This window comes from Brucella sp. 22210 (assembly GCF_052045675.1).
Taxonomy (GTDB): domain Bacteria; phylum Pseudomonadota; class Alphaproteobacteria; order Rhizobiales; family Rhizobiaceae; genus Brucella.
Genome location: NZ_JBQEPD010000003.1, coordinates 339,007 through 362,491, shown reverse-complemented (window position 1 = coordinate 362,491; position 23,485 = coordinate 339,007). Strand labels below are relative to the sequence as shown.

The window sequence follows — 23,485 nt, the reverse complement described above, 5'->3', positions numbered from 1 at the left end:
TGCTATAGCCATGTGGCGAGGCGCTTGAACATCGTCTGGATTTGGGACGATGACATAGTACAGATTTGCACCATCAGCTTTCCACCAATGGTGAAAACCTCTATGCATACCTTAAGGCAGGTTCAGGTATGGTGACGAACCCCATGCCGTGCAGCGCTGGTGAATTGGCGCGACGTGATTGCGATTAAGGTCGTCCAGAGAGGAGGCTTTTTCATGGTTCGAGCCGGGTTTGTTCAAGTGCGGATAGTAGCCTTGGATAATTATTAATCCGCGTTGCGAGAACTGTGACTTAGCGGCATTCTGCCACACGTGCACATCGCCTCATGGCGAATCCCTGATAGTCGAAAACAGGACTATACAAATTGATACGCTTCGAGAGCATGGCAACCGTTCCTCTGACGCTGTATTTTCACGACATTCAATTATCAAAAGCGACGGGTTTTCTTTATCGCTTTGGTGCCGAGGTGGTTCTGGCCACTAACTGGCATGTGTTTTCTGGCTTGCATCCCGAAACGGGCGCGCATCTCAACTCCAGTGGCTTCACACCAAATCGAGTGGAATTCACCTACTTTGTGAAAAGCGAGACAGACGAGAACTCTGCTATTTGTTGTGAAGCAAATTTGACGCTCGCAGAAAACGGTCAAGCAACATGGTTTGAGCACGAAGGATACTCACTAGCCCCCCTCAAAATTCCAGATGTCGCTATGTTGCCATTGAACGATGCCTTGACGAATTTCGAAGAAATCGGGGGCAGAATTGTGACTTTTACGAGCGAGATGCTTATTCGAGTCGCGGGTAAACAGGAAGATTGGTATGCTGAGCACGCATACCCTATGGTCGCTAGCGACGTTTTTATTCTAGGGTTCCCAAAAGGTATTAGAGTGCAGGGGACTGTTCCAATATGGAAACGAGGCTCCGTTGCAACCGAACCACTACTATATGCACTGGACAACGCACCGGTCTTTTTGGTCGATGCAGTAACTCGAAGCGGAATGTCTGGTTCACCCGTCATTTTCCTAGGCGATAAGGTAACAAATAGATCAGGCGAAGTTACATCGGTCAGGAACGGCAAACAATCTGCATGGCTGATGGGCGTGTATGCCGGCCGCGAAGGCGTAAGTGCTGCTGAAATTGATATGGCACTTGGACGTGTTTGGCGCAGAGAAACCCTTGATGGAATTTTCTTCAAGCGTATCGTTGGAGCTTCACGAATTAGCGCCTTGGGAGCAAAGTCGTATCAAACAGGCTCGTGACCGTTATCCAAAGACCGAACAGTCGCCGAACTAGGCCATGACTGCGATGCAAATTGCGCCCATGCTCCAGCATAACAGATTGTTGCAGTCTGTTTTAATTCTAGGGGCTAAAACGCAACCGAAACTGCAAAGCCAGAAACCGTTTATTTGACGGTTATTAGACAAGTTTTTGTATGACATTGCTAAGTTATTGAAATGACTGGTACGCCCAAGGGGAATCGAACCCCTGTTTGCGCCGTGAGAGGGCGCCGTCCTAACCGCTAGACGATGGGCGCATAGGGTCTGTTGTTGGCTGATATAATCGCCCTTACAGAAAAGCGCAATCCGGGAATGTAAAAAGGCGGCCACTGGCCGCCTGTTTAAGTGCGCAACGCACCCCGATCTTACTCGACGCTGCCGAGCTTGATACGGCCGATCACGCGGGATTCGCGATAATCATAAATGATGAGTTCAGTGCCGCCGTCGGGCAGCAGCGTTTCCAGCGAAAGCTGATCGCCAGACAGGCTCTGCGACAGGAGGCGCGTGCCGGGAACGAGGTTGATCTGCGACTCGATCAGCTTCGGCGGTTCCGGCTTCACAGGCTGGGCTGCGGCCTGGCCTGGAATATCCGAGCGGGCTTCCTGCGTGGCAGGGGTTTCGGGCGCGCGATTGATCTTGTAGACAACGGCGGCGAGCACGGCCATAAGACCGATCAGCATGACGCCGATTGAAACGGCCAGAAGCCGGATCATCTTGCGGCGCACACGTTCCATAGCCGGATCAAGCACAGGCTCGGACGGTTGTTCGTCCTGATAATAGCCCTGCTGATAGTCCTGATATCCTGAATCCTGCTGATTCTGGTATCGCGGATAGTGTGGATCCTGCATTAAATGACTCCGGTTCATGCACCCGTGTGGCGCGTGATAACGAAGGGAAGAGACAATTGAAAGAACTAATTGCCGACACTGATGCTGCGGGCAAAAGATTGGACCAGTGGCTGGCCGCAGCATTAGGGCCGGAACTCTCCCGCAGTCGCGTTCAGTCCCTGATTGCCGACGGTCATGTGACCATCGACGGTGAACCTGCTCGTGAAACCAAGCAGAAGCTGCGCGAAGGCATGAAGATCGCCATCGTGCTGCCCGAGCCTGAACCTGCCGAACCGCAAGGCGAGAACATTCCCCTCGATATTCTTTACGAGGACGATGATCTCATCGTGATCAACAAGCCTGCTGGCCTTGTCGTTCACCCTGGCAACGGCAACTGGACGGGAACGCTTGTCAATGCCCTTATATATCATTGTGGCGATAGCTTGTCCGGCATAGGCGGAATCCGCCGTCCGGGCATTGTTCATCGTCTGGACAAGGATACGAGCGGCGTGATGGTCGTGGCCAAGAACGACCGTTCGCACCGGCATTTAAGCGAACAATTTGCAGACCATGGCCGCACCGGCGATCTGGAGCGCGCTTATCTTGCCCTCGTCTGGGGCATGACCGAGCGACCGCAAGGCGTCATTGATGCACATCTCGGACGCTCGCATCGCGACCGCACAAAGCAAGCCGTGGTCAATGAAGAGCGCGAAGACGCGCGCCATGCCGTCACCCATTATGCGACGGTGGAAAAATTCGGCCCCCGTGAGGATGCCACGGCACTGGCTTCTCTGGTGGAGTGCCGCCTTGAAACCGGCCGCACGCACCAGATTCGCGTCCATATGGCCCATATCGGCCACCCGCTGGTCGGTGACATGGATTATGGCAGTGCCTATAAAACCAAGGCCAACAAACTGCCGGAACCGCTGAAGGAAGCTGTGCGCGGCTTTCACAGACAGGCGCTTCACGCCTGGCTTCTCGCCTTCACGCATCCCGCAACCGATGAATTGATGCGATTTGAAGCGCCAGTGCCCGAAGATATGGAGCACCTACTGGAAAATTTCCGCGCGCACTCCATATAATACTGTCAGGTCTTCCGGTTCTTCCTCGCATCGCTGTGCATGTAAACATGGACCTTGAAGCGAATTGGAAAAAACCGAGCCAACACCAATCCGGGTGCAGTTGATGTCAAAACTGCGCCTGGATCATCAGGAACAGTCAAATCCAGCGCGCTTTACAGAATGCTTCTGCAACTTTTCACGCAGACGAGCGTTCACATTGCAGTGACAGATTGTTTCATGAGTTAAAGGATCGTGTTTTCGCCAAAATCATGCCTATATATGGAGGCTCGCGTGAGGGAAGTGCAGGAGGCAGCCCCCGCGACAGGTTCGCCAAATGGGGACCTGAAATTATAAAGGAGGGTGCTCTATGGCCCAGATGAATCTTCCCAGCATTACGTCCGGCGACGGTGGCCTTACCCGTTATCTGGAAGAAATCCGCCGTTTTCCCATGCTTGAGCCGCAAGAAGAATATATGCTGGCCAAGCGTTATCATGAACATACCGATCCGAAAGCCGCCCACAAGCTGGTGACGAGCCATCTGCGTCTCGTGGCCAAGATTGCCATGGGCTATCGCGGTTATGGCCTGCCCATCGGCGAAGTTATTTCCGAGGGTAATGTCGGCCTGATGCAGGCCGTCAAGCGCTTCGAGCCAGAACGCGGCTTCCGTCTTGCCACCTATGCCATGTGGTGGATCAAGGCTTCGATCCAGGAATATATCCTGCGCTCGTGGAGCCTTGTGAAGATGGGCACGACTGCCAACCAGAAGCGCCTGTTCTTCAATCTGCGTAAGATGAAGAGCAAGATTCAGGCGCTCGACGATGGCGATCTCCGTCCCGATCAGGTCAAGCAGATCGCGACCAAGCTGAATGTCAGCGAAGACGAAGTGGTTTCCATGAACCGCCGTCTGTCGGGTGACGCCTCGCTCAATGCGCCCCTGCGTGCAAGCGAAGGTGAATCCGGCGAATGGCAGGACTGGCTGGTCGATGACAGCAACAGCCAGGAACAGGTTCTGATCGAACAGGACGAGCTGGAAAACCGCCGCTCGATGCTTGAACAGGCCATGGACACGCTGAATGATCGCGAGCGTCGTATCTTCGAAGCCCGCCGCCTTTCCGACGATCCGATGACGCTGGAAGATCTGTCCAGTGAATTCGGCATCAGCCGTGAACGCGTACGCCAGATCGAAGTGCGTGCCTTTGAAAAGGTGCAGGCTGCCGTCAAGGCTGCTGCATTCAAGCAGCAAAAGGCGCTGAACCACGTCGAACCCGCTCACGCATAAAAGCGCATCCCGAAAAGTGTGAAGCGGTTTTCGGGTAAGATGCGCTTTTATGCAAAAGAATAGAGCGGTGTGAACTGTTTTCTGCCGCAGGATGCGTGAAGCGCCCTGCGGCAGACTTGTTTCTGGACGCGGCTATTCCCCCGCCTCCACCGTTGCGAGCGCAAAACCTTCATCGATCCAGCCGGTTATCCCGCCAGCCATGATTTTGACCGGTCTGCCAAGGTCGGCGAGCCGTAGAGCGCCACGCGCTGCGCCATTGCAATGCGGCCCCGCGCAATAGGTGATAAATACCGTCTCTTGCGGCCAATCCGCCATTTTCGAACCGATGATCTTGCCATGCGGCAGGTTGATCGCGCCCGGAATATGGCCTTTTGCAAACAGGCTCGGGCCGCGTACATCGAGAAGCACGAAATCGGCACCCTTCGAAAGCGCGTCGTGTACATCCCAGCAATCCGTCTCGAAGGCGAATTGCGCTGCAAAATGTTCCCGTGCCACAGCACTTGGCGCGGCTTCTATGGCAGTCACGGCGGATTTGGCCGCAGTCTTCATAGCGATGGTCATGGCGATCTCCTGTTGTGTTCGCCATTCTTTTGGCTCGAACGGCTGCCCGCTTGCAATTGGCGTGATTGACAATATACGTAAAGATCATGACAAACCCGAAGCCACAACTCACCGGCCCGCTGGTCGTCGCCCTTCTCTATGATGGCCTCTGCACATTCGAATTCGGCATCGTCGCCGAAATCTTCGGCCTGCCGCGCCCGGAAATGGGGCTGGACTGGTATCGCTTTGCCAGTTGCCCGATTGAGGACGGCCCGTTGCGTGCGCATGGCGGTTTCGTCATTACCCCGGACCATGGGCCCGAACTGATTGACGAGGCCGACATCATCATCGTGCCCGGTTGGAAAGGCGCAGATATTCCCGTGCCAGAGGCGATCTGCGAAAGACTGCGGCACGCACATCAACGGGGTGCGCGGCTGGCTTCGATCTGTTCCGGCGCATTCGTGCTGGCAGCGACGGGTCTGCTTGACGGAGGTCAGGCCACGACCCATTGGCGCTATGCGCAAGCCTTGCGCGACAGACACCCGGATATCGCAGTCGATGATGCATCGCTCTATCGCGAACATGACCGCATTCTAACGTCGGCCGGAAGTGCCGCCGGAATGGACCTGCTGATCGAAATCGTGCGGCAGGACTTTGGACCTGTGGCTGCCAATTCCGTCGCCCGCCGTCTGGTCATGCCAGCCCATCGCACAGGCGGACAGGCGCAGTTTCTGGAAAGACCGGTCGCCAAACGCGAAGGCACCGAAATCAGCCCCCTCCTCGACCGGATCAGGAGCAATCTCGCCTCGGAATGGACCATCGAACGGATGGCCAGCGAATGCCGTATGAGCGCCCGCACTTTTCTGCGGCGTTTTACAGAGGCGACCGCCACCACACCCGGCGACTGGCTGGTTGCCGAACGGGTGACGACGGCAAAGCAACTGCTCTGCCAGAGTCCGGCCAGCATCGACGATATCGCCGCTTCCGTGGGCTTTGGGAGCGCCTACACGCTGCGTCACCATTTCCGGCAGAAGATCGGGATCAGCCCTGCGGAATATCGCAGACGCTTCCTCGCGGAACCGTCATCCAACCGCAATAAAAGCTTCAAATAACTGCAATGGAAGGCCTTTAGGCACAAAGCGTGTTTCACCGATGCCTAAAGGACATCCCATGAAAAAGCTCCTGCTTGCCGCAGCCCTCGCCTTGACCGCTGCCACTGCCGCATCTGCTTCCGACTATGTTTCCTATCTCGACTATCCGCAGAAGGAACAGGACGGGAAGGAATTCTTCACGGCCATCGAAATCCCACAGGGCAGCTTCACCAAATACGAAATCGACGACAAGACCGGCCATATCGTTGTCGACCGCTATCAGTCGATGCCGGTCATCTATCCGGCCAATTACGGTTCGATCACCAGCACGGTGGCTGGCGACGGCGACCCGCTCGACGCGCTTGTTTACACGCGCGAGCCGATCGTACCGGGCGCCATCATCAAGGTTCGCCCGATTGGCGTTCTGAAGATGATCGACGGCGGTGAAAAGGACGACAAGATCGTGGCCGTTCCGACCTCGAAGATCGATCCGACCTACGACGATATCAAGGAAATCACCGACCTGCCGAAGATCGAGCAGCAGCGTCTGGAAGCATTCTTCCGCGTTTACAAGCAGCTGCCGGAAGGTCGCAAGGCCGTGGAACTCGGTGGCTTCGATACAGCTGAAGCCGCACAGAATGAAGTTGCCGGAGCCATCAAGGCTTTCGCGGAAAAGAACAAGAAATAAGCAGTTATTTTCTAGTGCGCATCGCGAGAGCTTCAGGATGCGTTCATCTGCAAACAAAAAGGCCGCTCAACGCGGCCTTTTTTCATTCTGCTGTCCGGCGCTTTAGTTAGCGCCCAGAACGTCGGTGAAGGCTTTCTCGCCCGGCACACCCTTTTCAAGGCTGATCAGCGCGCGGCGACCGTTGCGATAGGATACCGGAATATCAATCCATTGCAGACGGCGCATCAGCGACAGGTTGGTGTCCTGCGCGGTGCGGGCATCGTTGAGCCAGATGATGAAGAAATTATCCGCGATCTTGGACGGGACCGCGATCAGCGGGTTGCCCGCCGCCTGTTCCGTATCCTTGAAGGTGATGCGCTGGACATTGTCGATTGCGCCGCCGGAGAAACCATCCGGAACGGTGAACACCATCTCGATCAAATGGCTGGCCGGAATAGACTGATCCGTATTCTTGCGGATGGTCATTTTAAGCTGAACATTGCTCGTCGGCATTGTCACCGTGCCACGCACCGCCGGTTCTTCCGGCTGTCCGTCACCCGGGCTTTCCTGAATAACCGACCAGACGACGTTGCCCTTTTCCACGGAACCGGATTCGGTGCTGCCGCGCTCTTCATAGAGCAGCGCCTGCTGACCGACAGCCACAGCCTGCTGCGCAGCTGGCGTCTGTTCGCTTGGCGTCGCCGGAGTGCCAGCTTGTGAGCCAGCCGGAGAACCGGATGGCGTTGAAGCTGCCGTGGACTTGCCTTCGCCGAGGCCAGCCGCACCGCCAGCCGGACCTTCATCGGTCTCGCTGCCATCCGGCATCAAACGCTGGGTGAGCTTCTGCTCGCCAGCTGGTTGCTGCGGCTGCTGTTCAGGTGTCGGCGTGGTTTCATTATCTGCCGTATGGCTGTCAGCAGGAGGTGGCGTCGCAGTGCTGTCACCACCGCTGGCAGCCGGGGTCGACGGTGCATCATTGCGCCCGAGGCTCGATGCGAGTTCCTGAATCTTGTCCTTGTTGGCCCATACGCCATAACCTGCACCGCCCAGAACGAGTACGGCGATGAGACCAGCAATCAGGCCCTTATAGGAGCGCTTTTCCTTGACCGCACTGCGCTCGATATATTCGCTGCGGCGTGCTTGGGCCTTTTCCTTGGCGCGGTCGATTTTCCAGTCGCCGCTGCGTTCCGCGCTGAAAGACGCATCTTCATCATGTTCGGAGGCGCGCGTTTGGCGCTCTGCAGCCGGTGCAGCGGAAAAAGCGCTGTCGTCATCGTCTTCATGATGCACACGCGACGCGCTTACACCCTGATTCGCTTCCTGCAGGAAATCCTCAAGCGCATCATTGACCGGATCTGGGGCTGCTGCTTCAGCAGTGGCGGGAGGCGCATAAAAAGCTTCGACTTCGGCAATCGCATCTTCAAGAATGTTGCGCTGGCGTACCGCCACAGCCTGCGAGGCGTTTGCCGTCACAAGCTTCTGCTCGATCGTTGCGCGCGCCTTCGCGTAAACGCGCTGGCGCAATTCAGGCGATTTGTCCGCCTGTGCATCGATCGTCTTTTTCAGTACAGCTACAAAATCCGCCATTCCGTCTTACCCGGTTTATTGCCCGTTCAGATACCACAAGCACTGGATGCAATTAAATGTCCCAATAATCACAATAATCAAGGGAAAGCAAAGTGTCTGGCAGTAATTAAGCGAAGCTTTTCAAAACGATGAGGCGAAATAGCGGCAGATTTGACAAAGCTTCGAGCATTTTCTGGCCAATCTGAACCACCGGACACCGCTGCAACGCTTAAAAACTGAAAACCCGAAGCAGTTTATGCAAAACTGCTTCGGGTTGATCAATAGCGCGACCTTGAAAAGATCAATCCTGGAACGGATCGGTGACGAGGATGGTATCCTCGCGTTCCGGGCTGGTGGACAGCATAGCCACCGGAGCGCCGATCAGTTCTTCGATGTGGCGAACATATTTGACAGCCTGCGCTGGCAGATCGTTCCACGAACGTGCACCTGCGGTCGTTTCCGACCAGCCCGGCAGCGTTTCATAGATCGGCTTGACGCGAGCCTGCGCGCCCATGGAGGACGGCAGATAGTCGATGCGCTTGCCATCGAGTTCATAGGCAACGCAGATCTTGATTTCGTCCAGACCGTCGAGAACATCGAGCTTGGTCAGCGCGATGCCGGTGATGCCGGAAGTGCGAACCGTCTGACGCACGATCACGGCATCGAACCAGCCACAACGGCGCTTGCGGCCCGTCACCACGCCGAATTCATGGCCCTTGGTGCCGAGGAATTCGCCGATTTCATCATGGAGTTCCGTCGGGAACGGACCTTCGCCAACGCGGGTCGTGTAGGCCTTGGTGATGCCCAGCACATAGCCGATCGCCGTTGGGCCGAGACCCGAACCGGCAGCAGCCTGACCGGCAACAGTGTTCGACGAGGTCACGAACGGATAGGTGCCGTGGTCGTTGTCGAGCAGAGCGCCCTGTGCGCCTTCGAACAGGATGCGGTCGCCAGCCTTGCGGCGCTCGTCGAGCACGCGCCAGACCTGATCGATATAAGGCAGGATTTCATGGGCAACCGAAGTCAGTTCGTTGAGGATCGTCTCAACGGCGATTTCTTCAAGACCCATGCCGCGGCGCAGCAGATTGTGGTGCGACAGCAGGCGCTCGACCTTGGGCTCCAGCGTTTCCGGCTCGGCCAGATCGATGACGCGGATGGCGCGACGGCCGACCTTATCTTCGTAAGCAGGACCGATACCGCGCTTGGTGGTGCCGATCTTGAGGCCCGAATTGGAGCCTTCGCGCATGGCATCGAGATCGCGGTGGATCGACAGAATAAGCGGTGCATTTTCGGCAATGCGCAGCACGTCCGGAGAAATCTCGATGCCCTGCGCGCGCAGCTTCGCGACTTCAGAAACGAAATGATGCGGATCGACCACGACGCCATTACCGATGACGCTGAGCTTGCCGCGCACCAGACCGGAAGGCAGCAGCGAAAGCTTGTAGCTGACGCCATCGATAACAAGCGTATGACCGGCATTATGACCGCCCTGATAGCGCACGATGACATCGGCGCGTTCGGACAGCCAGTCCACGATCTTACCCTTGCCCTCGTCGCCCCATTGCGACCCGACGACAACCACATTTGCCATTTAAGAAAACTCCTCGGTCGGCATTACAGCCGTTGATAGCCCAAGGATCGCAAGCTTCCCCGAAAGGTCGACGGGGTGCTGATCCCTCGTCTCTATACAGACTGAATCCCGCTTACGCGACTCTTTCGTGCAAAAAAATCACGATTTTTGAGAACACGGTGGACAGAAGAGGCGCTTAGGTCGCTTGAGATTCCGTTTATGACGAGGCGAAAATGGTGGGATTTGAGAACCGGAGCGGAATGTAATTTTGGGTACATGAGCACCGGAAGCGAAAAATCACGCCATTTGCAGACCGTCAGAAGCGGAATATCTGCGAGTTTTTTCTCACGCACATCCAATCCGAAAACCGGTTCCCACTTTTCGGGATGTGCTCTATCCCGCGCGAACCATGTAGATGGCATCATCCGAATAGCTTTTCAGCTTTTCTTCCAGTGCAGGCAGGTCGCGGGAGACGAAGCCCTTCTTTTCCCAAAAACCTTCGGAATTATTCACAGCCACCAGTGACATGGTGAAAAAGCCGTCAGTCTCGGCCTGGGCGGCCATCAGTTCCAGCACGCGCGTGGCAGCGCCTGCGGAGCGGGCAGCGGGCAAAAGCGCAATATCGTGGATGTAATAGGTGCTGGTATCTTCCGGCAATTCGCCGAGAACGGAATTCAGCGCCGGAACCGTATCGAGCTTCCAGGGATGGCTGATACCATAGCCCAGAATGTCATTGTCACGGGCATAAACGAAACAACCCGCCGGGTAGAGCTTGAAGCGGTCCCGGAAGACCGCCTCATCCTCGAAAAAGTCGAGATGGACCACATTGGCTACCACAGTCACGCGCTCGATATCCTGCTCGTGCATGCGCCGCCATTCCGGCTGTGCCATCTCTTCAGTCATGTTTTCAAACTTCTCCGACGTTAAACTCAAGCGGTTTTGCCGCCTTGATTGCCTCCTGAGCTATCAGTTCGTCAAGTGCTGCATGCGGAATCTGTTCATCCACATAGAGCATGGCAATGGCGTCACCACCGGGATGGTCGCGTCCGAGCGAGAAATTTGCGATGTTGATATTGTGCTTGCCGCAGATCGTGCCGAGCAGGCCGATCATGCCCGGAACGTCCTTGTTGGTGACGTAGAGCATGTGCGGACCGACCTCGGCATCGAGGTTGATTCCCTTGATCTGGATGAAACGCGGCTTGCCATCCGAGAAGCAGGTTCCGGCAATCGAGCGCTCGCGCAGCGTCGTGCGGACGGTCAGCTTGATATAGCCGTCAAAAATGCCGGACTTGTCGCGCCTTACTTCCGAAACGATGATGCCGCGTTCCTTCACCATGATCGGTGCCGAAACCATGTTGACGTCGGCAACCTGCGGACGAATGAGACCAGCCAGAGCAGCACTCAAAAGCGCACGTGTGTTCATGCCGGAGGTGGAGCCGTCGAACAGCACTTCCACTTCCTCGATCGGCTCATCGGTCACCTGACCGACAAAAGCACCCAGAACTTCCGCAAGCTTCACAAACGGGCGCAAACGCGGCGCTTCTTCAGCCGTGATCGACGGCATGTTGATGGCGTTGGAAACCGCGCCCTTGACCAGATAGTCCGACATTTGTTCGGCCACCTGAAGCGCAACATTTTCCTGCGCTTCCGAGGTCGACGCACCCAGATGCGGCGTGCAAACGACATTCGGCAGGGAGAAAAGTTCATTCTCCGTCGCTGGCTCAACTTCGTAGACGTCGATACCCGCACCGGCCACATGGCCTGATTTCAGCGCGGCAATGAGGTCCTTTTCGACGATCAAACCGCCACGGGCGCAATTGACGATGCGAACACCCGGCTTGGTCTTGGCGAGGCTTTCCGCATTGATGAGGTTGCGGGTCTTGTCGGTCAGCGGCGTGTGCAGCGTGATGAAGTCGGCGCGGGCGAGCAGCTCGTCCAGCTCCACTTTCTCCACGCCCAGTTCCTGAGCGCGTGCTTCGGACAGGAACGGATCGAAAGCAACAACATGCATCTTGAGGCCGATGCCACGCGTGGCGACAATTGAACCAATATTGCCGCAACCGACGACGCCGAGCGTCTTGCCGGTGATCTCCACACCCATGAAGCGGTTCTTTTCCCACTTGCCTGCGCGGGTGGAAGCGTCTGCTTCCGGCAACTGACGCGCCACGGCGAACATCAGCGCAATGGCATGTTCTGCCGTGGTGATCGAATTGCCGAACGGCGTGTTCATCACGATGATACCGCGACGCGATGCAGCCGGAATATCGACATTGTCCACACCGATACCGGCGCGACCGACAACCTTGAGATTTTTGGCAGCAGCGATGAGCTTTTCCGTGACCTTGGTGGCCGAACGAATTGCTAGACCGTCATACTGACCGATGACTTCGAGAAGCTTTTCCTTATCCTTGCCGAGATCGGGCAAGTAATCGACTTCAACACCGCGATCCTTGAAAATCTGGACGGCAGTGGGTGAAAGCTTATCGGATACGAGAACGCGAGGTGCCATTTGGGCCTCCTTTTGTTTTGAGCACATCTTGTCCGAAAGCCGTTTCACACTTTTCGGGATGTGCTCGAACATGTCCTGACCAAGCATTTCAAGCAATGAGCTTGCAGATGCGCAACGCATTTGGCTCATTCTGGCTCATGCGAAATGCTGCAAATATTGGGGAATGCGAGCCGTGGCCTAACCGGTGGCCAGCCACGGCTTAAACAGGAGCGCGCCTCAGGCAGCAGCCTTGAGTGCAGCTTTCTGCGCTTCAAAAGCCCAGTCGAGCCAATGGGTCAGTGCTTCCAGATCGGACGTTTCGACCGTGGCGCCAGCCCAGATACGCAGGCCGGAAGGCGCATCGCGATAAGCGCCGATGTCATAGGCGACGCCTTCTTTTTCCAGCGCCGTGACGATGCCCTTGGCAAAAGCCGCCTGAGCTTCGGCAGAAAGCGCCGTCACTTCAGGATCAACGATGGTGAGGCACACGGAGGTGTTGGAACGATTTTCCGGTTTGGCGGCCAGATTGGCGATCCATGGCGTCTTGGCCACGAAAGCATCCAAAACGGCAAAATTGCTGTCGGCACGTCCGACAAGCCCCTCAAGACCGCCAATCGACTTCGCCCAGTTGAGCGCATCGAGATAGTCTTCCACGCAGAGCATGGACGGCGTGTTGATGGTTTCGCCGACGAAGATGCCTTCGATCAGCTTGCCGCCGGAAGTCATGCGGAAAATCTTGGGCAGCGGCCATGCCGGCTTGTAGCTTTCCAGACGCTCGACCGCACGCGGGCTGAGGATCAGCATGCCATGTGCGCCCTCGCCGCCCAGAACCTTCTGCCAGGAGAAGGTGACGACATCGAGCTTCGTGAAATCCAGACGCTGCGCAAAAGCTGCAGAGGTTGCATCGCAGAAGGTCAGGCCCTTGCGATCAGCCGGGATGAAATCGCCGTTCGGAACACGCGCGCCAGACGTGGTGCCGTTCCAGGTGAAGACGACATCGCGGTCGAAATCGACCTGCGAAAAATCGACAATCTCGCCGTAAGGCGCTGTGAAGGTGCGCACATCTTCGAGCTTGAGCTGCTTGGTCACATCCGTCACCCAGCCCGCACCGAAGCTTTCCCACGCGACCATATCGACGCCACGCGCGCCGAGCATGGACCACAGCGCCATTTCCACAGCGCCGGTATCGGATGCCGGAACAATGCCGATACGGTAATCGGCAGGCACCTGCAGGATTTCGCGGGTAAGGTCGATGGCGTCCTTCAGCTTGGTCTTGCCGATTTTCGCGCGATGCGAACGGCCAAGAGCGGCATCGACCAGCGCATTGAGCGACCAGCCGGGACGTTTTGCACAGGGACCGGATGAAAAATTAGGGTTAGCCGGGCGAACTACCGGCTTCGCAATCGTCGTCATGTTGTTTCTATCCTCTCAGATAGCACGCGTCTCGGTGGGGAGACGTGGCCCACTGATGGGAATAGCGGAAAGCGCATTTTTCCACAACATGGCTTTTCGGGAATATTTTACCCTGAAATTCGACCGGAAGCCGCCAGCCGTAGAACGGTCTTGCAAGAACGGAAAAAGGGCCCGGAGAGGCCCTGTCTTCAGTCAGCTTCTGACAACATGAATTACCAGGTCGTGAAGCGAATACCGGCGCGCAGCTGATGCGACTTGATATCCTTGTCGCTGATCGTGATGCCGTTGCCGCTGATCACATCGCCACTGCTGATGACACCGTAACGATAGCCGAGATCGAGCTTGATGTTGGAAGCAACGTCGATGCCGACACCTGCCATCAGCGCCCAGGCAAAGCGATAATCATCGTCGGACTTGAAGTCGCCAGCGCCCGTGTCGAAGCTGTAGCGCACATTGGCAAAGCCGAGGCCACCGCCGAGATAAGGCGTGAAGCCGGCGAAATTGCCGAGGTCCACATAGCCGTTCGCCATCATGTCCAAGATGCGGGCTTCGGCCGGGAAGCCGTCCAGATCCTGCTTGGAATAGCTGCCGGTCACGTCGGCGCGCAGATAATCGGTGAACTGATAACCGATACCGACCGAAGGCACGAAGTTCTTGTCCAGATCGAAGCTTTCGGAAACGCTGTTTCCAAACTGGTCTCTGGCCGTAAGTCCGGTTTTCGAAGAAATGTTATAACCAAGATCGCCGCGCAGATACCAGCCAGAGCCGACTTCCACAGGCTGTGCTTCGACGACAGGTTCGTAACCAACGGCATCGAGATCGGCCGCCGAGGCAACGGATGCAACACTGAAACCCGCCAGAGCAACAGCCGACAGGTTGAGAGCACGCCACTTCGCAAACATGATGAGATCCCCGCTCATAAGAATAGTCTCAATTATGAACGCCTATGGTTAATGCCTGATAAAAATCGGGAGATATTTAAGGAATGCCGCAAAGAAAAAGGCCCGGAGAACCGGGCCTTTGACGATCAGATAACAGAGGTCTTACTTGTAGACGGGGCCATCCACAATGGTCGAAACCTGCTGCGGCGCGTAAGGCGCGCTCGATCCGCCAAACATGTAACGCAGGCCGACGCGGACGTCGTGGATGTCCATGCCCTTGTCATAACCGTCGCCGAGATACTGACCGCCCTCGAACATCTTGCCGCCGTTGATATGGCGATAGCGATAACCCGCATCCAGCTTGAGGTTCTGCGTCAGATCGACGGAAGCACCAGCCATGAGGGCATAGGTGAAACGCCAGTTGGCCGCACCATCCACAGAACCGCCGTAACGTGCGTCCTCAATGTCGTTCCAGCGTACGCGGGTTCCACCGATACCGGCGCCGACATAAGGCGTGAAGCCAGCAAAGTTGCCGAGATCGACATAAGCATTGGCCAGGATGGACAGCGCCGAGAAATGGCTGCGTTCGTCGGAGGCGCAGGAAGCGTCGCCGTTACAGGCCGAACCGTAGGTATGGCCCTCGAATTTCGAACGGGTCATATAGTCGACCGTCAGATCGGTACGGAAGTAATCCGTCAGCTGATAGCCGACACCGCCGCCGATCAGGAACGAACCTTTCAGATCACCTGACAGCGTGTTGCTGCCGAATGTCGAAGGACCGCATTCGCAATTGTCGATGGTTGCATAATCCGCGTCCTTGAATTTCGGCTTCGAATAGCCGAGATCGCCGCGCAGATACCAGCCGCCAACAGCAGGCGGCGCTACAACCACTTCTGGAACCACTGGCGGTTCAATCAGATCCGCTGCCAGTGCGCCCGTAGCCATCATGGCGACAGATGCAGCCAAGCCGCCGAAAAAAGTTTTCACAAGACCGTTCATCGTCTGCCCCATAGAAATATCATAACGCCGGAGCGTTATCCTCGCTTTCAATAGGGACAATAGATTTTAAAAGTTAATTACAACTTAACCTTGTTTTTTAACGATACTTTTTAATAAATCTTAGAGATAGCTAAAATAAAAATGGCGCGTCAGAGGCGCGCCATTTTAACTATTAAGGTTATTATCAAATCACGCGGCGTTACCCACCGACGAAATAACATCAACGATATCGTTGACTACTTTTTCAACCAGAACGCGATCATCGCCTTCCGCCATTACGCGGATGAGCGGCTCGGTTCCCGATGGGCGGATCACGAGGCGACCTTGCACGCCAAGGCGCTCGCGCGCTTCATCGATGGCATGCTTTACATTCTTGTTTTCCAACGGTTTGCCGCCAGCAGTGCGCACATTCTTGAGCAATTGCGGCACCGGCTCGAACTTGCGGCAAATGTCGCTGAGCGGCTTTTGGGCTTCTTGCATGACAGCAAGAATCTGCAAGGCAGAAATCAGGCCGTCGCCCGTCGTCGCGAAATCCGACAGGACGATATGGCCGGACTGTTCGCCACCCACATTGAAGCCGTGTTCGCGCATATGCTCGACGACATAGCGGTCGCCAACCTTGGTGCGAGCAAGCGTCAGGTTGTGATCAGTCAGGAAGCGTTCCAGTCCGAGATTGGACATGATGGTCGCAACAATGCCGCCACCGGTCAGGCGGTCGGTATTGGCCCATGATTCGGCAATCACCGCCATCAGCTGGTCGCCGTCGATCACCGACCCGGTTTCATCGACCAGAAGTACGCGATCCGCGTCGCCATCGAGCGCGATGCCAACATCGGCGCGCAGTTCCTGAACCTTCTTCATCAGGCCAATCGGATGCGTCGAACCGCAATCCTCATTGATGTTGATGCCGTTCGGCTCGTTGTTGATGGTGATGACTTCAGCGCCAAGTTCCCAGAGTGCAGCCGGAGCCACCTTATAGCCAGCGCCATTGGCGCAATCGATCACCACACGCAGACCGTTGAGCGCGATGTTGCGCGGCATGGTGCGCTTGGCAAACTCGATATAGCGGTAAATATCGCCGTCAACGCGCTTGGCCTTGCCGATTGCGCCATGGCTTGCCAGCAGCGACGACAGATCGCCCTCAATCAGCTTTTCAATCTGGATTTCGATCTCATCCGACAGCTTGAAGCCATCAGGGCCGAACAGCTTGATACCGTTATCGTAATACGGATTGTGCGAGGCCGAAATCATCACGCCGATATCGGCGCGCAGCGAGCGGCAGAGCATGGCCACAGCGGGCGTCGGAATCGGTCCAAGCAGGAACACGTCCATGCCCGCCGCTGTTAAACCGGCAACCAGCGCGTTTTCCAGCATATAACCCGAACGGCGCGTATCCTTGCCGATCACCACCCGCGAAACCTGACCCGAACGACGGAAAATATGCCCCACCGCCATACCAACTTTCATGGCAATATCCGGCGTCATGGGGAAGCTGTTCGCCTGTCCGCGAATGCCATCAGTTCCGAAGTATTTCCGTGTCATATGTTTAGCCTTGCGTTGAGCCACGTCGCTATCCCGGTGCCGTCGATATATGCCGCTCATTTCAACCAGAGCGCAATAGTCGCGCAGGCCCGCAACTTTGACAGCTGTTTATGGGTTAGAGCGCATTCGATCTGAATAGATCAGATCGGCACTCTAACTGATTTTTTTCTCGCACATCTTATCCGAAAACCGTTTCACACTTTTCGGGATGTGCTCTGATAACCTAAAATGCCTGTTCTATGCAATTTCGTCTTTGGCAGGGTCAAAAGCGATCCCGGCTTCTAAAGTTGTATCCTTCAAAAGATCATGCGCCGAAATTGTTAACCGAGCCTTTGCGGCGGTTTGAAGTCGTCAGGACATAGACAAAAAGAAAGCCGGGCGAAACCCGGCTTCCGTCGTCTGTTTGGAATGAGCGCTTATTGCGGCTGCGGTTCCATGCCGGGCTCGTTGCCCGGTTCGCCACTGCTCTTGCGCTTGCGCGGGCTACCGGCCTTCGGAACACCCGAACCGCGCGACGGCGTATCATTGCCCTGATCGCGTGAAGGCTTGTTGCCTGCGATCAGTTCCTTGATCTCGTCGCCGCTCAGCGTTTCGTATTCCAGAAGACCTTCAGCGAGCGCAATCCAGTCCTTCTTCTTCTTGGTCAGGATACGGGTCGCTTCGGCATAAGCCTCGTCGATCAGGCGACGCACTTCGGCATCGATGATCTGCGCGGTTTCTTCCGAAATATTCTGCGTGCGCGACACCGAATGACCGAGGAAGACTTCTTCCTGATTGTCACCGTAAGCCACACGACCGAGCTTGTCGGAATAACCCCACTGGGTGACCATGGACCGGGCAAGCTTGGTTGCCTGCTGGATGTCCGACGATGCACCGGAAGTGATGTTTTCCTTGCCGAATTTCAGCTCTTCAGCCACACGACCGCCCATCATGATGGCAAGACGCGACACCATCCAGGTATAGGTGGCCGAATAACGGTCGCCTTCCGGAAGCTGCATCACCATGCCGAGCGCACGACCGCGCGGAATGATCGTCGCCTTATGGACCGGGTCGGATGCAGGCACATTGAGCGCAACAATGGCGTGGCCTGCTTCGTGATAGGCCGTATTGGCCTTTTCTTCCGGCGTCATGGCGGAGCGGCGTTCCGCACCCATCATGATCTTGTCCTTGGCGTCCTCGAATTCCTGCATGGTCACCAGGCGCTTGTTACGGCGCGCTGCCATGAGAGCGGCTTCGTTGACGAGGTTGGCCAGATCAGCACCGGAGAAGCCCGGCGTGCCGCGTGCGACAACCTTGAGATCGACATTCGGTGCGAGCGGCACATTGCGCACATGCACTTTCAGGATCTGTTCGCGACCGACGATATCCGGGTTCGGCACAACGACCTGACGGTCGAAACGACCCGGACGCAGCAGTGCCGGATCAAGAACGTCCGGACGGTTGGTCGCGGCGATCAGAATGATCGATTCGTTGGCTTCGAAACCATCCATCTCGACCAGAAGCTGGTTGAGGGTCTGTTCACGTTCGTCATTGCCACCGCCGAGACCGGCGCCACGATGACGACCGACAGCGTCGATTTCGTCGATGAAGATGATGCAAGGTGCATTCTTCTTCGCCTGCTCGAACATGTCGCGGACACGGCTTGCGCCGACACCAACGAACATTTCAACGAAGTCCGAACCGGAAATGGTGAAGAACGGCACATTGGCTTCACCCGCAACCGAGCGCGCCAGAAGGGTCTTACCGGTACCGGGAGGGCCAACGAGCAGCACGCCGCGCGGAATCTTGCCGCCGAGACGCTGGAACTTCTGCGGATCGCGCAGGAATTCAACGATTTCTTCGAGATCCTGCTTGGCTTCGTCAACGCCTGCAACGTCCTGGAAAGTAACGCGGCCATGCGCTTCCGTCAAAAGCTTCGCCTTTGACTTGCCAAAGCCCATCGCACCACGCGAACCACCCTGCATCTGGCGCATGAAGAAAATCCACACGCCAAGGATCAGGATCATCGGCAGCCACGACAGGAGAATGCCGATCAGCGAACTGGAGCCGTCGCTTTCAGGACGGGCAGTGATCGCGACATCCTTGCTTTCAAGCCGCGCAACCAGGCCCGTATCGCCAGGCGAATAGGTCTGGAACGTCGAGCCATTGTCGGCAAAGGTGCCGGTGATGCGCTCGCCGGTAATCGTGACCGATTTCACGCGACCATTGGATACGTCGTCAATAAATTGCGAATAGGAAACTTCACGGGAATTCGTGCGCTGACCAGGGCTCTGGAACAGGTTGAACAGCGCGATCAAAAGAAGAGCAATGATCGCCCAGAGGGCGAAGTTGCGATAGTTCGGATTCATATCGGGTCCAATCGATACCACGGCCATTCCGCAACCGCGGAACGATGTTTCGATCTAACATAGGATCGAAGGAAGGCGTTGCCAAGGCGCGTAACACGCCGCATGGGAGATTCTTCCCACTCTGGTTTATAAAAATTAGGAGTTTGGTGAAGATTGGCGACCAATTCGCTTCTCGATCGCCTCGGCCAAAGCGAAATCATATCCCGGCAGAACATGATCAAACAGCGCGAAATGCCGTTCCATGCGGATATGCGCTGGAAGATTCTGTCCGGGAAGGAAAGGCAAAGAGATAATCTTTCCATCCGCATAGATTGCGGGCAGCACCAGAAGCGTTTCGCGCCAGCGCGCATTTGTTTCAGAAGCGTTTTCTGGAAGAGACGTGGGAGAATCGGCCAGAAAGTCGATCAACGCCTGTCGTCCGGGCGCGGCGATTTCAAAATTACGGTCGCCTGAATTGAAGAAGCGAAAGCGCCCATCCCAGATGCAGCTGCCGCCAGCCTGCAACAGCACGGACGGCAAATTGCGCCGCTCCCGCCGGAAGCGATGCGGCAAGCCCTTCGCTCCGCGCTCGATCAGCGCGCCGAAAATGGTCAATCTTTCGTGTTTCTGGCTTTCGTGTTTTGGGCTTACGTGTTCTGCCTCGCCCGACAGAATGCGCTCGATGCGCAAACGCTCGGCATCACCTGGCAGGAATCGACGCCCGCCAGCCAGAGAAGCCACGAGGCCGGAAAAAAGCCGCCGAACTGTTTCGGGCAGAGCGGCATAAATGGCCGGATCGATTTCCATCCGGTCGCAATCATCAACCTGCAGACTTGCAGGATCGGCCAGTGCCGCAACGAGAGCAGCATTGTCGCGCTTGCGTGCCGCGCTCGCCAGAGCCACCTGCGCCAAAACGATCTGCGGATCGGCATCGGCAGCAGCGCCTTGCCGGACACGCGGGCGTTCATAATCGGTATTGGCGTTGCTCGGATCATCAACCCAGCGAATATCTTTCGCTGTCAGCTCATCCCGCAGGGCCTGCCGTGAAACCGAAAGCAGCGGGCGGATCAGCTGCACTGACCCTTCCAACCATGACTGGGGCGCCATGGCGGCCAGCCCCCTCGCCTCGGCGTGGTGGCTGCGCTCCTTGCGCATCAGGAAAGTCTCAATCTGGTCATCCTGCGTGTGGCCGGTCACGATCACGCTGGCACCCGTCTCATGCGCAGCCTGAACCAGAAGCCGGTAGCGTGCGCTACGCGCCGCTGCAGCCAGTCCCTGTGACGGCTTGGGATCGTCCCATGCCAGAATACGGTGCGCGATACCGTGCTCACGGCACAGCGCGCCGACATATTCAGCCTCCTCGGCTGATTCGGCGCGCAAGCGATGATCGATGGTCACTGCGAGAAGTGCAGGACGAGGATCGAGCGTCGCCAAATGATCCTTGAGCAGGAAGAGCATTGCCAGCGAATCGCTGCCGCCGGAAACGGCCGCAATGACGGCCTTTGCTTGATCCAGTTGAAAAGGTTTAAAAATATCAGCCGGGGAAAGCCCCACGAAATAACTCCGCAATCAGCACTTTACACGTGTGCGTTCTTCGGCAACGCGCTTCAGAATGGCGGGAGCCGCTTTGGGATAACGTTGCGGGATCTGCTCGAAAGTCGCGCAGGCAACGTCGTGATTGTCCATCTTCTCAAGCGTCATGCCGAGCTTGAACATGTTTTCCGGTGCGCGGCGCGAATCGGGATAATCGCGCTGCGTGTCGATGAACACGGTTGCAGCTTCCGGATAGCGACCCTGACCGTAAAGCGATTCGCCCAGCCAGAAGCGGGCTTCCGCGGTCTGCGGATCAGCCGGATAGCGCTTCACATGCTGGCGGAAACCGGATTCGGCCGCCTTGTAGTCGCCCGACATCAGATACTGATACGACGCCTGATAGAGCGTGTTCGGATTATCGCCCGATGGCAGCGAGGCCACAGCCGTGCCGTTCTGCGCATTGCCCTGCCCAGCGGAACCTTGACCACCGGGCAAGCCACCCTGTTCGACCGGGCGCGGAGCGGCATTGAGCGAATCGCCGATTACATTGCCACTGGAATCAAACCGGATGGAGCCCAGTGTCTGCGGCGGCTCGCCGCGCTGGGGGCCACCCTGCGTCAAGACGCCGGAACCAGTGGCAAGAGAATCGGCGCCAATTGCGCCCGATTGTGCAGTCTGCGGTGCTTCCTGTGCCGGCGTCCGGTCCGAGATGGAGCCGTCCTGACCGGCATCTGCGGAAACCCCGGCATCGGGATTACCAGTGGTGCCGCCATCATAGGTGTTCTGGCTCATATTGCCGGTTGAACCGGCGCTGGCGAGAGCGCTGCCATCGCCTGCACCACCGCCGTTGCGGTCGCCCGTGTCGGCGCGCGTGCCGGTTTCCAGGAACTGGAAGCGCTGCTCATATTCTTCCTGCATTTTCTGCATCTGATCCTGCATTTCGAGGATCTGGAAGTTCATGGCCTCGGCACGCATGCCCAGCGTATCGGCCATGCTGGCAGGATCGCCCGCGCCCTGTGCGCAAAGATCAGCGCCCGGGGCCGGGGCAACAGCAGGCTGGCCTGCCTTATTTGCAGCCGGTGACGCGACACCATTCTTCTTTTCGAGTTCCTCGAAGCGGAATTCGTTGTCTTCCTGCGATTTTTGCAGCTGATTGTCGGTGAATGCGATCTGGGCGTCGACATCCTCGATCTTGCCAGTGAGGTTGCGTACCAGCTCCTGCATCATGCCGGGGCTCTGGTAGCCGCCATTCTGCGCCGAAGCGGCGCCGCCACGCATGGCGTCATCGAGAATTGCGGTCGAGCCGACGCTGACGCGATTCTGTCCGCCGCCCTTGCCCTTTTCGAGAGCCTGAAAACGACCTTCATTATCGCGATGGATTTTCACCATCTTGTCGCGGAGCTGCAAGATCTTGCTGTAAGACTGCGCGTTCTGATGTGCGAGATTGCACACCTGCTGCGAATACTGGTTTGCACCCGGATCGCCAGTCTGCGCCAAAACCGGAGCACTCGCCAAAAGCGGCAGCATGGCAATTGCCAGTGTCACTTTCCTCATTGTTGTCCTCATTCCCTATTGCCCCTGCGAGTTTACAATGAACAGGATGATCGAGTGCCGCGCCTGAATGCTTGCTGAACATGCCATACCGCACGGCCAGTTCCGCTTTTAGAGCAAATCCGTGAAAAGCAAAGATGCTTTCCCTTAATCGTTCCCACTATGACAGGGGCGACTTCGGCCAAAGTTTGTCGAAATGCCTGATCAACAGACATGAAAACGAAAAAAGCGGCCCGAAGGCCGCTTTTCTCTGAACGCTGTTGTGCGTTTACAATTATTAGCTGCCAGCACCGTTGAGAACGGTGACTGCGCGGCGGTTCTGAGACCAGCACGAGTCGGCATCGCAAACTGCGACCGGACGTTCGTTACCATACGAGATCGTGCGCATACGGTTGGTCGGCACGCCACGCGAAGCGAGGAAGTCGCGGGTGGCGGCAGCGCGACGCTGGCCGAGAGCGAGGTTGTATTCGCGGGTACCGCGTTCGTCAGCATGACCTTCGACGGTGATCGAATACTGCGGGTAACGCTGCAGCCACTGGGCCTGCTTCGAAAGCGTCTGCTGTGCGTCTCCGCGGATCAGCGACGAGTCGAGATCGAAGAAGATGCGGTCGCCGACATTGACCGTGAAGTCCTGCGCCGAGCCGGGCGTTGCCGCGCCTGCACCGCCGAGGCCGAGATCACCGGCATTGTTCGGGAGATTCTTCTTGGATGCGCAACCGGCGACGGCGAGCGACATGAAAAGGGCAATAGCGATCGGGCTACGTGCAATCGACTGGATGCGGCGCATGGGCCGAGGCTCCTTAAGATTTGATGTTCCTGCGTAACCAACCAATAATCATATCGAGGTTAATGCAGGCTCAAGAAGTATGGTTAATATTG

19 protein-coding genes and 1 tRNA gene are annotated in these 23,485 nt (G+C 56.7%); 5 read left to right on the top strand and 15 right to left on the bottom strand.

Features of this window, described 5'->3' with window-relative positions:
• Nucleotides 1–380: 380 nt before the first annotated feature.
• Nucleotides 381–1,253, top strand: coding sequence for a hypothetical protein (locus ACTJKP_RS06645; protein WP_440630079.1), 873 nt, complete (start codon nucleotides 381–383; stop codon nucleotides 1,251–1,253).
• Nucleotides 1,254–1,453: 200 nt separating this feature from the next.
• On the opposite strand, the gene ACTJKP_RS06640 is transcribed toward ACTJKP_RS06645, so the two are convergent.
• Nucleotides 1,454–1,528, bottom strand: a tRNA-Glu gene (locus ACTJKP_RS06640).
• Nucleotides 1,529–1,636: 108 nt separating this feature from the next.
• The gene (locus tag ACTJKP_RS06635) at nucleotides 1,637–2,119 is read right to left on the bottom strand and encodes a hypothetical protein (protein ID WP_078339460.1); all 483 of its coding nucleotides are present in this window, start codon (nucleotides 2,117–2,119) and stop codon (nucleotides 1,637–1,639) included.
• A gap of 26 nt (nucleotides 2,120–2,145) precedes the next feature.
• Between ACTJKP_RS06635 and ACTJKP_RS06630 the strand changes: the two genes are divergently transcribed.
• Both ACTJKP_RS06630 and rpoH read left to right on the top strand, forming a co-directional pair.
• Nucleotides 2,146–3,180 carry an RluA family pseudouridine synthase gene (locus ACTJKP_RS06630; protein ID WP_440630078.1) on the top strand — a complete coding sequence of 345 codons (1,035 nt, stop codon included), beginning with the start codon at nucleotides 2,146–2,148 and terminating at the stop codon, nucleotides 3,178–3,180.
• Between the two features lie 346 nt (nucleotides 3,181–3,526).
• Complete coding sequence (rpoH, locus tag ACTJKP_RS06625) at nucleotides 3,527–4,438, top strand: RNA polymerase sigma factor RpoH (RefSeq protein WP_078339462.1); 912 nt, start codon at nucleotides 3,527–3,529, stop codon at nucleotides 4,436–4,438.
• Nucleotides 4,439–4,570: 132 nt separating this feature from the next.
• On the opposite strand, the gene ACTJKP_RS06620 is transcribed toward rpoH, so the two are convergent.
• Nucleotides 4,571–4,999, bottom strand: a complete 429-nt coding sequence (locus ACTJKP_RS06620) for a rhodanese-like domain-containing protein (protein ID WP_440630077.1) — start codon at nucleotides 4,997–4,999, stop codon at nucleotides 4,571–4,573.
• Between the two features lie 86 nt (nucleotides 5,000–5,085).
• Between ACTJKP_RS06620 and ftrA the strand changes: the two genes are divergently transcribed.
• Together ftrA and ACTJKP_RS06610 are read left to right on the top strand one after the other, a co-directional pair.
• Nucleotides 5,086–6,090: a transcriptional regulator FtrA gene (ftrA, locus tag ACTJKP_RS06615; protein WP_440630076.1), complete on the top strand. Its 1,005-nt coding sequence runs from the start codon at nucleotides 5,086–5,088 to the stop codon at nucleotides 6,088–6,090.
• Nucleotides 6,091–6,148: 58 nt separating this feature from the next.
• Complete coding sequence (locus tag ACTJKP_RS06610) at nucleotides 6,149–6,757, top strand: inorganic diphosphatase (protein ID WP_078339465.1); 609 nt, start codon at nucleotides 6,149–6,151, stop codon at nucleotides 6,755–6,757.
• A 102-nt stretch (nucleotides 6,758–6,859) separates the two neighbouring features.
• Here ACTJKP_RS06610 and ACTJKP_RS06605 read toward each other — a convergent pair whose 3' ends face one another.
• From ACTJKP_RS06605 to pal, 12 genes are all read right to left on the bottom strand, one after another.
• Complete coding sequence (locus tag ACTJKP_RS06605) at nucleotides 6,860–8,323, bottom strand: transcriptional regulator (RefSeq protein ID WP_440630075.1); 1,464 nt, start codon at nucleotides 8,321–8,323, stop codon at nucleotides 6,860–6,862.
• A 280-nt stretch (nucleotides 8,324–8,603) separates the two neighbouring features.
• Nucleotides 8,604–9,893: an adenylosuccinate synthase gene (locus ACTJKP_RS06600; RefSeq protein WP_440630074.1), complete on the bottom strand. Its 1,290-nt coding sequence runs from the start codon at nucleotides 9,891–9,893 to the stop codon at nucleotides 8,604–8,606.
• 372 nt (nucleotides 9,894–10,265) lie between these two features.
• The gene (locus ACTJKP_RS06595) at nucleotides 10,266–10,775 is read right to left on the bottom strand and encodes a GNAT family N-acetyltransferase (protein ID WP_078339468.1); all 510 of its coding nucleotides are present in this window, start codon (nucleotides 10,773–10,775) and stop codon (nucleotides 10,266–10,268) included.
• A gap of 4 nt (nucleotides 10,776–10,779) precedes the next feature.
• Nucleotides 10,780–12,381 carry a phosphoglycerate dehydrogenase gene (serA, locus tag ACTJKP_RS06590; protein WP_440630073.1) on the bottom strand — a complete coding sequence of 534 codons (1,602 nt, stop codon included), beginning with the start codon at nucleotides 12,379–12,381 and terminating at the stop codon, nucleotides 10,780–10,782.
• 216 nt (nucleotides 12,382–12,597) lie between these two features.
• Nucleotides 12,598–13,773, bottom strand: a complete 1,176-nt coding sequence (locus ACTJKP_RS06585; protein WP_440630072.1) for a phosphoserine transaminase — start codon at nucleotides 13,771–13,773, stop codon at nucleotides 12,598–12,600.
• A gap of 212 nt (nucleotides 13,774–13,985) precedes the next feature.
• Nucleotides 13,986–14,675, bottom strand: coding sequence for an outer membrane protein (locus ACTJKP_RS06580; RefSeq protein WP_440630071.1), 690 nt, complete (start codon nucleotides 14,673–14,675; stop codon nucleotides 13,986–13,988).
• A 141-nt stretch (nucleotides 14,676–14,816) separates the two neighbouring features.
• Nucleotides 14,817–15,665, bottom strand: coding sequence for an outer membrane protein (locus ACTJKP_RS06575; RefSeq protein WP_440630070.1), 849 nt, complete (start codon nucleotides 15,663–15,665; stop codon nucleotides 14,817–14,819).
• 177 nt (nucleotides 15,666–15,842) lie between these two features.
• On the bottom strand, nucleotides 15,843–17,195 hold the full coding sequence (gene glmM, locus ACTJKP_RS06570) for a phosphoglucosamine mutase (protein ID WP_440630069.1): 1,353 nt from the start codon (nucleotides 17,193–17,195) through the stop codon (nucleotides 15,843–15,845).
• A gap of 416 nt (nucleotides 17,196–17,611) precedes the next feature.
• Complete coding sequence (ftsH, locus tag ACTJKP_RS06565) at nucleotides 17,612–19,543, bottom strand: ATP-dependent zinc metalloprotease FtsH (RefSeq protein WP_078339584.1); 1,932 nt, start codon at nucleotides 19,541–19,543, stop codon at nucleotides 17,612–17,614.
• 135 nt (nucleotides 19,544–19,678) lie between these two features.
• Nucleotides 19,679–21,076 (bottom strand): tRNA lysidine(34) synthetase TilS, encoded by a 1,398-nt coding sequence (tilS, locus tag ACTJKP_RS06560; protein ID WP_440630068.1) that lies wholly within the window; start codon nucleotides 21,074–21,076, stop codon nucleotides 19,679–19,681.
• Between the two features lie 15 nt (nucleotides 21,077–21,091).
• Nucleotides 21,092–22,621 carry a tol-pal system protein YbgF gene (gene ybgF, locus ACTJKP_RS06555; RefSeq protein WP_440630067.1) on the bottom strand — a complete coding sequence of 510 codons (1,530 nt, stop codon included), beginning with the start codon at nucleotides 22,619–22,621 and terminating at the stop codon, nucleotides 21,092–21,094.
• A gap of 262 nt (nucleotides 22,622–22,883) precedes the next feature.
• Nucleotides 22,884–23,393 carry a peptidoglycan-associated lipoprotein Pal gene (gene pal, locus ACTJKP_RS06550; protein WP_078339475.1) on the bottom strand — a complete coding sequence of 170 codons (510 nt, stop codon included), beginning with the start codon at nucleotides 23,391–23,393 and terminating at the stop codon, nucleotides 22,884–22,886.
• Nucleotides 23,394–23,485 lie beyond the last annotated feature (92 nt).